This window comes from Citromicrobium bathyomarinum (assembly GCF_038594485.1).
Taxonomy (GTDB): Bacteria; Pseudomonadota; Alphaproteobacteria; order Sphingomonadales; family Sphingomonadaceae; genus Alteriqipengyuania; species Alteriqipengyuania bathyomarina_A.
The window spans coordinates 158,511-170,654 of sequence record NZ_JBCFZG010000004.1 but is presented as its reverse complement, the minus strand read 5'-3'; the positions used below and the strand labels follow the sequence as shown (position 1 = coordinate 170,654).

General features: G+C 62.3%; 17 protein-coding genes. 6 read left to right on the top strand and 11 right to left on the bottom strand.

Annotated elements, in window-relative coordinates:
• Nucleotides 1-2 precede the first annotated feature (2 nt).
• The 9 genes from AAG591_RS06410 to AAG591_RS06370 form a co-directional block, all read right to left on the bottom strand.
• Nucleotides 3-341: a DUF1491 family protein gene (locus tag AAG591_RS06410; RefSeq protein WP_342530230.1), complete on the bottom strand. Its 339-nt coding sequence runs from the start codon at nucleotides 339-341 to the stop codon at nucleotides 3-5.
• Nucleotides 338-808 (bottom strand): PaaI family thioesterase, encoded by a 471-nt coding sequence (locus AAG591_RS06405; protein WP_342530229.1) that lies wholly within the window; start codon nucleotides 806-808, stop codon nucleotides 338-340. The genes AAG591_RS06410 and AAG591_RS06405 overlap by 4 nt, the downstream gene beginning before the upstream one ends.
• Nucleotides 795-1,256, bottom strand: coding sequence for a PTS sugar transporter subunit IIA (locus tag AAG591_RS06400; RefSeq protein ID WP_342530228.1), 462 nt, complete (start codon nucleotides 1,254-1,256; stop codon nucleotides 795-797). The genes AAG591_RS06405 and AAG591_RS06400 overlap by 14 nt, the downstream gene beginning before the upstream one ends.
• 136 nt (nucleotides 1,257-1,392) lie before the next feature.
• Entirely contained in the window at nucleotides 1,393-1,959 is a 567-nt protein-coding gene (gene hpf, locus AAG591_RS06395; protein ID WP_342530227.1) for a ribosome hibernation-promoting factor, HPF/YfiA family, read from the bottom strand.
• Between the two features lie 47 nt (nucleotides 1,960-2,006).
• Nucleotides 2,007-2,705 carry a DNA polymerase III subunit epsilon gene (gene dnaQ / locus AAG591_RS06390; RefSeq protein WP_342530226.1) on the bottom strand — a complete coding sequence of 233 codons (699 nt, stop codon included), beginning with the start codon at nucleotides 2,703-2,705 and terminating at the stop codon, nucleotides 2,007-2,009.
• Nucleotides 2,706-2,743: 38 nt separating this feature from the next.
• On the bottom strand, nucleotides 2,744-3,352 hold the full coding sequence (gene coaE, locus AAG591_RS06385) for a dephospho-CoA kinase (protein WP_342530225.1): 609 nt from the start codon (nucleotides 3,350-3,352) through the stop codon (nucleotides 2,744-2,746).
• Nucleotides 3,349-4,206 carry a shikimate dehydrogenase family protein gene (locus AAG591_RS06380; RefSeq protein ID WP_342530224.1) on the bottom strand — a complete coding sequence of 286 codons (858 nt, stop codon included), beginning with the start codon at nucleotides 4,204-4,206 and terminating at the stop codon, nucleotides 3,349-3,351. Before AAG591_RS06380 ends, coaE begins: the two co-directional genes overlap by 4 nt.
• On the bottom strand, nucleotides 4,203-4,790 hold the full coding sequence (locus AAG591_RS06375) for a Maf family protein (RefSeq protein ID WP_342531220.1): 588 nt from the start codon (nucleotides 4,788-4,790) through the stop codon (nucleotides 4,203-4,205). Before AAG591_RS06375 ends, AAG591_RS06380 begins: the two co-directional genes overlap by 4 nt.
• Nucleotides 4,787-5,623, bottom strand: a complete 837-nt coding sequence (locus AAG591_RS06370; RefSeq protein ID WP_342531219.1) for a pyruvate, water dikinase regulatory protein — start codon at nucleotides 5,621-5,623, stop codon at nucleotides 4,787-4,789. Before AAG591_RS06370 ends, AAG591_RS06375 begins: the two co-directional genes overlap by 4 nt.
• 315 nt (nucleotides 5,624-5,938) lie before the next feature.
• On the opposite strand from AAG591_RS06370, the gene hemE reads away from it, so the two are divergent.
• The 4 genes from hemE to AAG591_RS06350 all read left to right on the top strand — a co-directional run bounded on the left by hemE (nucleotide 5,939) and on the right by AAG591_RS06350 (nucleotide 9,394).
• Nucleotides 5,939-6,970 (top strand): uroporphyrinogen decarboxylase, encoded by a 1,032-nt coding sequence (gene hemE / locus AAG591_RS06365; RefSeq protein WP_342530223.1) that lies wholly within the window; start codon nucleotides 5,939-5,941, stop codon nucleotides 6,968-6,970.
• 18 nt (nucleotides 6,971-6,988) lie between these two features.
• Nucleotides 6,989-7,432 (top strand): CopD family protein, encoded by a 444-nt coding sequence (locus AAG591_RS06360; protein ID WP_342530221.1) that lies wholly within the window; start codon nucleotides 6,989-6,991, stop codon nucleotides 7,430-7,432.
• Between the two features lie 173 nt (nucleotides 7,433-7,605).
• Complete coding sequence (rho, locus tag AAG591_RS06355; protein WP_342530220.1) at nucleotides 7,606-8,871, top strand: transcription termination factor Rho; 1,266 nt, start codon at nucleotides 7,606-7,608, stop codon at nucleotides 8,869-8,871.
• Nucleotides 8,872-8,875: 4 nt separating this feature from the next.
• Nucleotides 8,876-9,394, top strand: a complete 519-nt coding sequence (locus AAG591_RS06350) for an AAA family ATPase (RefSeq protein ID WP_342530219.1) — start codon at nucleotides 8,876-8,878, stop codon at nucleotides 9,392-9,394.
• Here AAG591_RS06350 and AAG591_RS06345 read toward each other — a convergent pair.
• Both AAG591_RS06345 and AAG591_RS06340 read right to left on the bottom strand, forming a co-directional pair.
• The gene (locus AAG591_RS06345) at nucleotides 9,389-9,790 is read right to left on the bottom strand and encodes a nuclear transport factor 2 family protein (RefSeq protein WP_342530218.1); all 402 of its coding nucleotides are present in this window, start codon (nucleotides 9,788-9,790) and stop codon (nucleotides 9,389-9,391) included. The genes AAG591_RS06350 and AAG591_RS06345 overlap by 6 nt on opposite strands.
• Nucleotides 9,787-10,482, bottom strand: a complete 696-nt coding sequence (locus tag AAG591_RS06340; protein ID WP_342530217.1) for a dienelactone hydrolase family protein — start codon at nucleotides 10,480-10,482, stop codon at nucleotides 9,787-9,789. Before AAG591_RS06340 ends, AAG591_RS06345 begins: the two co-directional genes overlap by 4 nt.
• A gap of 92 nt (nucleotides 10,483-10,574) precedes the next feature.
• On the opposite strand from AAG591_RS06340, the gene AAG591_RS06335 reads away from it, so the two are divergent.
• On the top strand, nucleotides 10,575-10,844 hold the full coding sequence (locus tag AAG591_RS06335; protein ID WP_342530216.1) for a DUF6489 family protein: 270 nt from the start codon (nucleotides 10,575-10,577) through the stop codon (nucleotides 10,842-10,844).
• Entirely contained in the window at nucleotides 10,834-12,126 is a 1,293-nt protein-coding gene (mnmE, locus tag AAG591_RS06330; protein WP_342531218.1) for a tRNA uridine-5-carboxymethylaminomethyl(34) synthesis GTPase MnmE, read from the top strand. Before AAG591_RS06335 ends, mnmE begins: the two co-directional genes overlap by 11 nt.
• Nucleotides 12,127-12,144 lie beyond the last annotated feature (18 nt).

The window sequence follows — 12,144 nt, the reverse complement described above, 5'->3', positions numbered from 1 at the left end:
AGTTAAGGCCGCATTTGTGCGACGAACCGTTCCGGATCCTCGATCTGTGCCTCTATGACCCACAAATCATCGTCCTGCACGCTTCTGCGGTCGCAGTAATCGTAGATTTTTCGTTCGTTTTCAGCGGTTTCTTCTTGCGTTACTTGCCATTCGAAGCCGAAGTCCGCAGAGGGCCGCCTTTCGACTAATTTCACCGTTCCGCTGCGGTCGCGCAGCAATAGAACATAGGTTCCGCTCTCACGATCACCTTTGGCAAGGATAACTCCCGAGCCGCCTTCGCTCGAAATCTGCCGCAAAATCCCGCTAACGACGAGGTGAGTCGGCAGGCGCGAATCGCTCACGCCGAATCACTCGTGTAACCTTCGAGGCCGGAAAGCGGGATGCGGGAGCGCATGAAGGTGCCCGTTCCGCGCCCGATCTCGTCTCCTTCTTCATCGACCAACCGCGATTCGGCAACGAGAACCCGCCGGTGGCCGCTGACCCACACTCCCGTGGCGATCACGCGCCCCGTTCGTACGGGCTTGGTAAAGTGCAGGTTGAAGGCTGTGGTCAGCAGAAAGCGATCGGTGACGAGACTGTTGGCTGCATAAAAGGCCGCATCGTCGAGCATCTTGAAATAGATCGTCCCGTGCGCTGCGCCCGCCGCATGATAGACATTCTGAGTGATATCGAATGCAATCCGGGCGTGGCCTTCGCGCTCGATCGTCAGCTCGGATGAAAAGGCATTGTTGATCGGCGCGCTTCGATAGAGTCGCTCTAGCGCGCGGTAATGGGCAACTGGGCCCAGGGATTCCTCAGGCTGCGTCACGCAGATCCGCATTGGCGACGATAGCGAACAGTTCCTCTTCGCTCTGTGCCTCGAACAGCGAGTGCAGGACTCTCTCGTCCCGGGTCAGGCGAGACATGGCTGCCAGCGCATGAAGGTGCCTGGCACCTGCGTCGCTGGGAGAAACCAACCCCATGACCAGGCGCACCGGCGCACCATCGGCGGCGTCGAATTCGACATCCTGATCGAGGTGAAGGAGCATGGCGAGCGGCTGATCGATCGCATCCATCCGGGCATGTGGCATCGCCACTCCCCGCCCGAAGCCCGTACTGCCGAGGGCTTCGCGTTCGCGTAGCGCCTCGAGCACAACGTCATCCTCAAGCGAATAGGCGGTAGCGAATCCCTGCGCCAGTTCGGCCAGAATGGCACGCTTGTCGGTGCAGGTCGCGCAGCGCACGGCTTCGGGAATCAATCGGAAGGGGAAGGACACGGGGGGATTCTCTACCTTGGTAGTGTGGGTTTCGTTTGCGATCCTGAGACGTCCGACCTCAGGCCACGAAAAACGGATTGGGCGCGGTGAGCGCGGAGACGGCGGACCGGAGCAAGAAGCTCCGGTCCATCGCTCGTCAATGAGGCTCGACCCAGCCGATCGTGCCATCGTGGCGGCGGTACACCATATTATGACGGCCGCTGCCAGCATTTTTGAAGAACAGCGCGTTGGTATCGCGCAGATCGAGCAGCATGACCGCGTCGGCGACCGAGACCTCGGGGATGTCGGTCTTGGTTTCGGCAACCACGGGTGCCGAATCCTCGACTTCGCTATCGTCTTCGTCCGGCGTTGCGGCGAAGATGCGATAGGCGGCTTCTTCCGCCTCGGGCGAGAGCGCGCGGTCGGTATGCTTGTCGGTCAGGCGCCGCTTGTACCGGCGAAGCTGCTTTTCGAGCTTGGCGGCGGATGCGTCGAGCGCCTGGTGGATGTCGTGGGCTTCACCGCGCGATTTGAGCGTCAGGCCCTGCTTGATGTGGGCGACGATGTCGCACGAAAAGGCACCGCCCGGCACCTTGCCGAAAGTGGCGTGAGCCGAAATGGCGCGACTGAAATACTTGTCGACGATGCCTGCGAGACGGTCGCTCGCGCTTTCCTGCAGCGCGGCACCGGTATCGATCTGGTGGCCCGAAATCCTGACATCCATGCTCAGCTCTTCTCCTTTTCTTGGGCAGCCCCGGGGGAGGGCAGGCCTTACCTATTCCAGATAGGTCTTGCGATACGTTCAAGAAAGGTCGCATGCCGCATCAGTTCCTCCTCGGTTGCGGAATGGGGCCGAGGCGCACGTCGCGGCCGGTCTGCCGATGCGGCGAGGGGGGCCGCGACCGCAATCGAGGATGCAGTGCTGGCGTCCTCGGCGGCCAGCAGGCCCATTGCGATCTGGCGACCTCCGGTCAGCTCGATATAGACCTGCGCCAGAAGCTCCGCGTCCAGCAGCGCGCCGTGGAAAACACGGTGGCTGCGATCGACGCCGTAACGCGAGCACAGCGCATCGAGCGAATGCTTGCCACCGGGGTTCTTGCGCCGCGCCATCTCGAGCGTGTCGATCTTGCGGGTGAGGCAGATCGGTTCGCGCGCACAAAGCTCCAGCTCGGCGTTGAGGAAAGCAAAGTCGAACCCGGCATTATGCGCCACCAGCTTGTCGTCTCGGACGAAATCGAGGAACTCGTCGACCGCCTCGGCGAAACGCGGCTTGTCCGCCAGGAACTGCGCACTCAGCCCGTGAATCGCCTCGGCCTCGGCGGGCATGTCGCGTTCGGGATTGTAATAGGCGTGGAAGGTTTCGCCGGTCGGCATCCGGTCGACCAGCTCGACACAGCCGATCTCGACCATCCGGTGCCCCTGCCTGGGGTCGATCCCGGTGGTTTCGGTATCGAAAATGATTTCGCGCATGGGGAGGAGTATCGTCCTCCATGGGCTAGCTGGCAAGGTCAGGCGGGGGAGGGGCGCTCGCTTTTCAATAACGCGATCAGCGCGGCGACCTCCGCCTCGGTTTCGGCGAGCGACTGGCCGGTATCGATCACGTGGTCGGCGCGCGCGCGCTTTTCCTCGTCCGGCGTTTGCAGCGCGAGGATCTGCTCGAACTTCTCCTCGGTCATGCCCTCGCGCGCCAGCACCCGCTCGCGCTGGACGGGATGCGGGGCGGAGACCACGACCACCCGGTCGACCCCGCCCGCGCCGCCCTTTTCGAACAATAGCGGGATGTCGAAGACGATGATCGGGGCTTGCTCGTTATCCGCGAGGAATGCCGCTCGGCGCTGCGCCACCGCAGGGTGCATGATCGCTTCGAGACGGGCGAGCTCTTCGCGGTTGCCAAACACCAGCGCGCCCAGCTTGCCGCGATCGACGCCCTCGGGCCCGGTGGTGCCAGGAAAGGCCGCCTCGATCGCGCCGAGCACCGGTCCGCCGGGGCCCTGCATCGCGCGAACCTCGGCATCGGCATCGAACACGGGCACGCCATGCGCCTCGAACATCGCGGCTACCGCCGATTTTCCCATCCCGATCGAACCGGTCAGGCCAAGGATCAACGGTCGACTCATGCGGTCAGCAGCGCACGCAGTTCGTCATCGTGCTGACGCGGTGGCGGACTTCCGAAGAATAGCCGGAACGCCTCGGCAGCCTGCCCAATGAGCATCGCAAGTCCGTCGATGGTTTCGTGCCCCGCTTCGCGAGCGGCACGCAGGAAGTCGGTTTCCAGCGGATCGGTGACGATATCGTAGGCGATCGCGCCGGGTGGGGCGTGGCTCCAGTCGAAAACGAGAGGAGACTTCCCGCGCATCCCAAGCGGGCTCGCGTTAATCACGAGGTCCAGCAGCCCTTGCCGGTCGTCGAACGCGAAATCGGTCGTTTGCGCGAAGTGATCCAGCGAAACGGCATGATGCTGGGTGGTCTGCGGAAGGCTGGCAATAAGGTCTGCCGCCTGCTCCAGACGACGTGCGGCGATGACGAGGGTGAAGTTCTCCCTCGCAAGGGCGTGCGCAATGGCGCGCGCCGCTCCCCCTGCGCCGAGGATGCGCGCCATGCGGAAAAGGTGCGGTGCCTGAAGGTGTTTGGTCAGTGGTTCGAGAAATCCGGCAGCGTCCGTGTTGGTGCCTGCAAGGAGCCGGTCGAAAGCCGGATAGATCGTGTTGACCGCACCGATCGAGGTGGCTGGCTCTTCCACAGAGGATAGATGCGGCTGGACTTTCTGTTTGAGGGGCATGGTCACGTTGCAGCCGCGCCAGTCCGGGTCCGCCTGCCGTTCGGCCAGGTAATCCGCCACGTCTGCCTCGCTCACTCTACTAGCGCGATAATCCGCCTCGATGCCGAGTTTTTCCAGCCAGAAGCGGTGGATCGCGGGCGACTTGGACTGGGAGATCGGATCGCCGATCACTTCGGCAAACGGCATCGTCATGACGCTAGTTCGCCCTCTTCGCGAAGAGCATCGAGCACCTGAAGCAGCGGCATGCCGAGAATGGTGAAATGATCGCCAAAGATGCGATCGAACAGCTGCACGCCCATCGCTTCGATCCGGAATACCCCGACAGTGTGCCCGACCGCCGGCCATTCGGCAGCGAGGTAACCCTCGATGAATTCGTCGCTCAGCTCGCGCACGTGGAGCGCCGCCGCATCGGTGCCCAGCCAGGCAATCCGGCCATCGCGCGCGAGCGCGGCAGCGCTGTGAAGATGCATGACCTTGCCGGAAAAGAAGCGCAGGTGCTCTGCCGCCTCTTCGCGATCGCGCGGCTTGTCGAAGCGCTTCCCTTCGACGACCACCAGGCTATCCCCACCAAGCACGAGCGCACCCGGTCTTTGTGCGGACACGGCACTCGCCTTCGCCGCGGCGAGCGCCTGAGCGATCTCTTCGGGCGAGGCCTCGGACATTTCCGCTTCGAGCGCGCGCTCGTCGACATCGGCGCCGACCGGTTCAATCGACACTCCCGCAGCTTCGAGCATGGCCCGGCGCGAGGCACTGTTGGAGGCGAGGAGGAGGGTCAGATCGGCTTCTCCTGCGGTTTCGCCCGCACGTGATGATCGCTGATGAGCTTGATAATCGCTGCCGCGGTTTCTTCGATCGATCGGCGGGTGACGTCGATCACTGGCCAGTTGTTGTCGGCGAACATACGCCGGGCGAAACGGATTTCCTCTTCCACCCGCTCATGCTCGGCATAACTCGTTTCGGAGCCTTCGTTGAGCGAGAGCAGGCGATTGCGGCGGATCTGCACCAGCCGTTCGGGCGCGGTGGTGAGCCCCACGATCAAAGGCCCGCTGAGTTCGAACAACACCGGCGGCGGCGGGCTTTCGATGACCAGCGGGATGTTGGCGACCTTGTAGCCGCGGTTGGCGAGGTAGATGCTCGTGGGCGTCTTGGACGTACGCGAAACGCCGGTGAGAAGGATGTCGGCCTTGTGCCAATCGTTGCTCCCGACACCATCGTCGTGCGCGATCGTGTAGTGAATGGCGTCGACCCGCCGAAAATAGGCATCGTCCATGCGGTGTTGGCGACCGGGTCGTCCGTGCGCCTCCTGGCCGAAACAGGTTTCGAGCACGGCAGTCACTTCGCCCAGCGCATCCACGGCCGGTAACGCGAGTTGGCGACACTTTTCCTCTAGCGCCTTGCGCGTCTCTTCATTGACCAGCGTATAAAGGATCAGTCCGGGCGACTTTTCGAGTTCTGGCACGATCCGCTCGAGATGCTGGCGCGACCGGACCATCGGCCAGAAGTGGCGCTCCACATCGACCCCTTCGAACTGGGCAAGCGCGGCGTTCGCCACCATCTGCAGCGTCTCGCCAGTCGAATCGGAAAAGAGGTGCAGGTGGGTGCGCGACAAGGCTGCCATCCGGGTTGTGGAGAAGCCTCGGGATAAACCACTTCACCGATGCGAGGACAAGTCCGGCATCAAATTCATGCCCTTTTCGCGCCGAAGTTGGACGGGAGTCTGCCCACAGCGAAAGCGGTTTTCGACACCCGTCTGACAAGCGGGATAAGTTTCGATTGACGATGGTACCACCGCGAGTCGAGGAGCGGATGAATCCTGCGGGTTTTCCCGTGGCGCCTGTGGGCCACAGGGTTATCATCGCTGTCCACAGGGCCAACTTACTTCAATCATCTATTAATATAATTATTATTGGGGTTAGAGAGACCTATGCCCGGTCCGCTTCTCGATTGCCTACATGGCGAAATGCCAGCCCATCCCCCCGTATGGTTCATGCGTCAGGCGGGGCGATACCTGCCTGAATATCGCGCTTTGCGAGAGGAGAAGGGCGGCTTTCTCGATCTGGTCTACGACAGTGAGGCCGCGTGCGAGATCACGCTCCAGCCGATCGATCGCTTCGGTTTCGATGGGGCGATCCTGTTTTCCGACATCCTGATCGTGCCCCATGCCATGGGGCAGCACCTGGAATTCCTGGCAGGTGAGGGCCCCAAGCTCTCGCCGCCGCTGGTCGCAAGCGAGCTGAGCGATCTTCCTGCAGAACCGTCGCGCTACGAGCCGATCTATCAGACCGTACGCCTGTGCCGTGAGCGGCTGGGGCCGGATACGACGATGCTTGGCTTCGCGGGCAGCCCGTGGACGGTGGCAACGTACATGATCGCAGGGGAGGGCAGCCGCGATCAGCACGAGGCGCGCGCGCTGGCCTATCGCGATCCGGCGCGGATGCGCGCGATAATCGGGGCCATAATCGACCAGACCGTCGTCTATCTTCGCGGCCAGATCGATGCAGGGGCGGAAGCGATCCAGCTGTTCGACAGCTGGGCGGGGAGCCTTGCGCCCGACGAGTTCGATCGCTGGGTGATCGAGCCCAATGCGGCGATTGTCGCTGCGCTGAACGAAAGTCATCCCGATACGCCGGTGATCGGTTTTCCGAAGGGAGCCGGCGAGAAGCTGGTGCGTTATGCCCAACGTACTGGAGTAATGGCGCTCGGGCTGGACGAAACGATCGATCCGGCATGGGCGAACGAGGCTTTGCCCAAGGGAATGCCGGTTCAGGGCAATCTCGATCCGCTGCTTTTGCTTGCGGGTGGCCCTCAGCTCGATTCGGCCATCGCGCATATTCTGGAAAGTCTGCGCGGCCGCCCGCACGTCTTCAATCTGGGCCACGGGATTGATCGACGCACGCCGATTTCCCATGTCGAGGAAGCGCTTTCCCGTTTGCGCAATTGGCAGCCGTCTGCGTAGCGGCTAAAGGCTGAGGTCATGCAGGAAACGCTTGGAATGCTCTACTTCTGGCTCAAGGCTGGGCACATCATTTTCATGGTGTTCTGGATGGCGGGTTTGTTCATCCTGCCGCGCCAGCTGGTCTACATGCACGCGACGGCACCTGGCTCCGCAGAGGAGACCCTGTGGGCGCAGCGCACGCGCCAGCTGTCCAAGATCATTCTGCTGCCCAGCATCATCGTTGTGTGGGTACTTGGTCTTGCGCTCTCGTTTTCCATCGGGGCGTGGGATCAGGGGTGGTTCCACGCGAAGCTGCTGCTGGTCGTGATCCTCAGCGGCTACCACGGTTACATGGTCGCACTATCGAAGAAGATGGCGCGCGGAGAACGGCCTATCGAGGAAAAGCGGCTTCGCCTGATTGGCGAAGCGCCGGCAATTCTGCTTGCGCTGATCGTCGTTCTGGTCGTTGTTAAGCCCTTCTGATTGGCGAGGCGTAATCGCGCCCCTGTCGGCGAAGTTCGATTGACCTGAGCAGGCGATAGACCTATTTCGGCGGTGACCCAGCCGGGCACTGACGGCGTTCTGCCGACTCATTCTTTCGCTTTCTCCAAGCCCTCTGAAGATCCCGGCACGGCAAATTTCGGACAAGAAAACACATGCATCTCAAAGACTTAAAGAAGAAGGCTCCGGCCGATCTCGTTTCGATGGCGGAAGAGCTCGGGGTCGAGGCCGCGGGCACCATGCGCCGGCAGGACCTGATGTTCTGCATCCTTCGTGAACTTGCGGAGGACGAGGAATACAACGAGCAGATCATGGGGATCGGTACCATCGAGGTGCTGCAGGACGGCTTCGGCTTCCTGCGCTCGCCCGAGGCGAACTATCTCGCCGGGCCCGACGATATCTATGTATCGCCCAACCAGATTCGCAAATGGGGCCTGCGTACCGGGGACACTGTCGAAGGCGAAATCCGCGCGCCGCGTGAAGGTGAGCGCTATTTTGCGCTGACCAAGCTCAGCTCGGTCAATTTCGACGATCCCGAAGCAGTGCGTATGCGCACCAATTTCGACAACCTGACGCCGCTCTATCCCGAGCAGAAGCTCAATCTCGACACGCTCGACCCGACCGTGAAGGACAAGAGCGCGCGAGTGATCGACATCATCTCGCCGCAGGGCAAGGGCCAGCGCGCGCTGATCGTTGCGCCGCCGCGCACGGGTAAGACCGTTCTGCTGCAGAACATCGCCAAGGCGATTACCGACAACCACCCCGAGGTGTTCCTGCTGGTCCTGCTGGTCGACGAACGGCCCGAGGAAGTCACCGACATGCAGCGCTCGGTCAACGGCGAGGTCATCTCCTCGACCTTCGACGAACCCGCGCAGCGCCACGTGCAGGTCGCGGAAATGGTCATCGAAAAGGCGAAGCGCCTGGTCGAGCACAAGCGCGACGTGGTGATCCTGCTCGACTCGATCACACGTCTCGGCCGTGCCTACAACACTGTGGTGCCCAGCTCGGGCAAGGTGTTGACCGGCGGTGTCGATGCCAACGCCCTGCAGCGCCCCAAGCGCTTCTTCGGCGCGGCGCGTAACATCGAAGAGGGGGGCTCGCTCTCCATCATCGCTACCGCGCTGATCGATACCGGCAGCCGTATGGACGAAGTCATCTTCGAAGAGTTCAAGGGCACGGGTAACTCCGAAATCGTTCTCGACCGCAAGGTTGCGGACAAGCGCATCTTCCCCGCGCTCGACGTCGGCAAGTCCGGCACGCGCAAGGAAGAGCTGCTGGTCGAAAAGGACAAGCTCTCCAAGATGTGGGTGCTGCGCCGCATCCTCATGCAGATGGGCACCATCGACTCGATGGAATTCCTGCTCGACAAGATGAAGGATTCGAAGACCAACGAAGACTTCTTCGACACGATGAACCAGTAGGATCATGCGTCGCGCCGTCGTTACCGGCGCGCCGGGGTCGGGCAAGTCGACCCTGCTGGCCGAGGTTGCGCGGCGCGGAATTGCTACGGGGGAGGAGGTCGCACGGGCGATCCTCCAGGCTCCCGGTGGCATGGATATGCGCGCGGAGTGGCCGATCGACTTCGCGCTCGCCATGCTGGAGGCGCAGCGCGTATCGTGGGATCGCACAGGGGAGGGGGAGGCCCCGATCCTGTTCGATCGCGGCTTTGCCGATATTGTCGGCTTCCTGAGGCTCGAAGGGCTCGCCGTGCCACGCGCGATCGACGAAGCGTGTCGGGACTTCCGATACGAAGGCCCGGTCTTCCACGCACCGACCTGGCGCGAGATTTACCGACAGGACGACGAGCGCATCCAGAGTTGGGAAGAGGCGGTCGAAAGCGATGCGGCGGTGCTCGGCGCATGGCGCGAATATGGCTACAGCCCGATCACGTTGCCCTTTGCCGATCCCGCCGCCCGCGCCGGTTTCGTTATCGACAGGCTATGAGGCGGACGCTTTTTCCAGCTGCGCCGCCATCATTTCCCAGACCTTGTTTACTGCCTTGATCGGGCGGATCATCACCTTGAAATCGGCTATCTTTCCGGCGTCGTCGAAAGTGATGATGTCCACCCCATTCACTTGGATGTCATCGAGTATGCAGGTGAATTCGAGCATGGCGTGTGGGCCGTCCAAGATCTCACGCAGATAGCGGAACTGGCCCTGACCCAGCGTGGCGGCAGCAGCGGACAGGTATGCGACGACAAGCGTGCGGCCCTCCTGCGGTGTGTGCACGACGGGCGAGTGGAACACCGCACCCTCCGCCACGAGCCGCGCCAGGCGTTCCGGGTCGGGCGAAGTGGCGAGGGTGTGCCAGTCGGCGAGGCCTTGCTGCGTCGGTCTCATCCCAAGTGCTCGGCGAAGAAATCCATCGTGCGCTTGGCGGCGAGCTGGGCGTTCTCTTCGTTGCGACGCTTGCCGAACTGGGTCGCAAAGCCGTGGTCCATGCCTTCGTAATCGTGGAGAGTGACCTTGGGATGATCGTCCAACCCCTCATGCATCGCCTTTTGAGTGTCCTTGTCGACGAAGCCATCCTCGGTCGGGATATGCAGCATCAGTGGGTTAGAGATGGCGTGCTTTTCGCGCAGCAACTCGTCAATTCCGACCGCATAATAGCCAACCGTCGCATCGGAATCCGTCCGAGCGGCGGTCATGTAGGCGAGCCGCCCACCAAGGCAGTATCCGACCGCGCCGACCTTCTTGTCGCAATCCTTGCGCGCCCATTTGATGGTGGCTTCGATATCGCGAACTCCGGCGTCCTGATCGAACTTGCCCATCAGATCGAGCGCCTTCTGGAATTCGGGTTCGATGTCGGGATCGAGTTCGATGCCTTCGCCAAGCTGCCAGAACAGGTCGGGTGCGACGGCCAGATAGCCCTCTTCGGCCAGCAGATCGCATTTGCGGCGGATGCCCGCGTTGACGCCGAAGATCTCCTGGATCACCACGATGGCGGCGCGCGGCGTGCCCTCCGGTCGCGCGACATAGGCCATGAAATCCTTGTTACCGTCGAGGGTCGTGATCCTTGTCGTCTCGCTCATCGATATGCTCCCGTCGTTGATCTGCCACTGACTTGCGCCTGGTCGTCGCGCGGCCCAGATAGTTTTCTAGGAGAGGTAACGGAGAAACTGCAATGAAGGTCCACGTGGAAATCGATTGTACGCCGGAAGAGGCGCGGGCTTTCATGGGGCTGCCCGATCTCAGCAGGGCGCAGGCCGCCTATTCCGAGGGAATGGAGAAGGCGATGCGTGGGGTTTCGAACCCCGACCAGTTGCAAGAACTGGCAAAGACGATGGCGCCGATGGGGCAGGCAGGACTGAAGATGTTCCAAGCCTTTATGGAAGGCAGTGCGGCCAACATGGCACGCGCGACCTCGGGTGGTGAGAAGAAAACTGGCGACTGAAACCTCCGAGACGATTTTTGCGCTGTCTTCGGGTGCACCGCCCTGCGGTGTCGCTGTCATCCGTATTTCGGGTCCCGCTGCGGGGAGTGCCCTAGAGCGTTTGACGGGTCGCCTGCCTGCGCCGCGCAGAGCGAGCCTTCGTGATGTGCGCAATCCAGATATTGGCTGGCTCGATCAAGCTCTGGTGCTTTGGTTTCCCGGCCCCAATACGGCCACAGGTGAGGACTGCGCTGAGATCCATTGTCACGGGGGTCGCGCTGTCATTCGGGCCATCGAAAGGGCTTTGGAGGGCTCCCTCGGCCTCAGGCGTGCCACTGCTGGTGAGTTCACTCGCCGCGCGTTCCTCAATGGGCGGATGGACCTGCTCGAGGCGGAGGCATTGGGCGATATGCTCTCTGCGGAAACCGAGCTCCAGCGGGCGGTGTTGGCGAAGTCCCTTGGGGGAGGTGCCTCTGCACGGGTGGCCGAATGGCGGGACGCGATCCTGATGGCGTCGGCGGCGGTCGAACAGGAACTCGACTTTTCGGACGAGGATGAAGAGGGCACGGCACCGCCGTCCGTCTGGAGGGACACGATCTCCCGAGCCGCAGAAGAGATGCAGCGCTGGCTGGCGACTCCTTCGTCGGATCGGTTGCGCGACGGCTTGCGGGTGGTTCTGGCGGGGCCGCCGAATTCGGGGAAGTCCAGTCTGTTCAATGCAATTCTGGACGAGGCAGCCGCTATCGTCTCGCCGATTGCCGGGACGACGCGCGACGCGATCGAGCGGCCGGTAGCTATTGGGGGTGTGCCCTTCGTGATGGTCGACACCGCGGGGTTGCGACGCGAAGGGGCGGAAGAGATCGAGGCCATTGGCATCGAGCGTGCACAGCGCGAGGTTGCCCGCGCCGACGTCGTCCTGTGGCTGGGGCCAGAGGGAGCGGGGCCTGAGGGGGCGATCGAAGTCGGGAGTATGATCGATCTCGACGGGGTGCAACGAAAGGGTGATGGGGCGTTACACGTCTCCGCCCACACGCGTGCCGGTTTGGATGAGCTGATGGCTGCCCTTGTAAGCTCAGGTCGCGACAGGTTGCCCCGGCCAGGCCAGGTTGCGATTTCGCAGAGGCAGCGCGAGATTCTCGGGCAGGCCCATGCTGCTCTGTTCGATGCCGCGACCTTAAGCGACACTTTGCTGGTGGGCGAGCTCTTGCGTCAGGCGCGGCATGCGATGGACGCGATGCTGGGCAATGTCGCCACAGAAGATATGCTCGACACGCTTTTCGGACGCTTCTGTATCGGCAAGTGATGTTTCACGTGAAACAGA

Excerpts from the sequence above, each read along its gene's own strand:
- hpf (WP_342530227.1), bottom strand. The coding sequence starts at position 1,959 with ATGGATGTCAGGATTTCGGGCCACCAGATCGATACCGGTGCCGCGCTG.
- dnaQ (WP_342530226.1), bottom strand. The coding sequence starts at position 2,705 with ATGCGCGAAATCATTTTCGATACCGAAACCACCGGGATCGACCCCAGG.
- coaE (WP_342530225.1), bottom strand. The coding sequence starts at position 3,352 with ATGAGTCGACCGTTGATCCTTGGCCTGACCGGTTCGATCGGGATGGGA.
- AAG591_RS06380 (WP_342530224.1), bottom strand. The coding sequence starts at position 4,206 with ATGACGATGCCGTTTGCCGAAGTGATCGGCGATCCGATCTCCCAGTCC.
- hemE (WP_342530223.1), top strand. The coding sequence starts at position 5,939 with ATGCCCGGTCCGCTTCTCGATTGCCTACATGGCGAAATGCCAGCCCAT.
- AAG591_RS06360 (WP_342530221.1), top strand. The coding sequence starts at position 6,989 with ATGCAGGAAACGCTTGGAATGCTCTACTTCTGGCTCAAGGCTGGGCAC.
- rho (WP_342530220.1), top strand. The coding sequence starts at position 7,606 with ATGCATCTCAAAGACTTAAAGAAGAAGGCTCCGGCCGATCTCGTTTCG.
- AAG591_RS06350 (WP_342530219.1), top strand. The coding sequence starts at position 8,876 with ATGCGTCGCGCCGTCGTTACCGGCGCGCCGGGGTCGGGCAAGTCGACC.
- AAG591_RS06345 (WP_342530218.1), bottom strand. The coding sequence starts at position 9,790 with ATGAGACCGACGCAGCAAGGCCTCGCCGACTGGCACACCCTCGCCACT.
- AAG591_RS06340 (WP_342530217.1), bottom strand. The coding sequence starts at position 10,482 with ATGAGCGAGACGACAAGGATCACGACCCTCGACGGTAACAAGGATTTC.
- AAG591_RS06335 (WP_342530216.1), top strand. The coding sequence starts at position 10,575 with ATGAAGGTCCACGTGGAAATCGATTGTACGCCGGAAGAGGCGCGGGCT.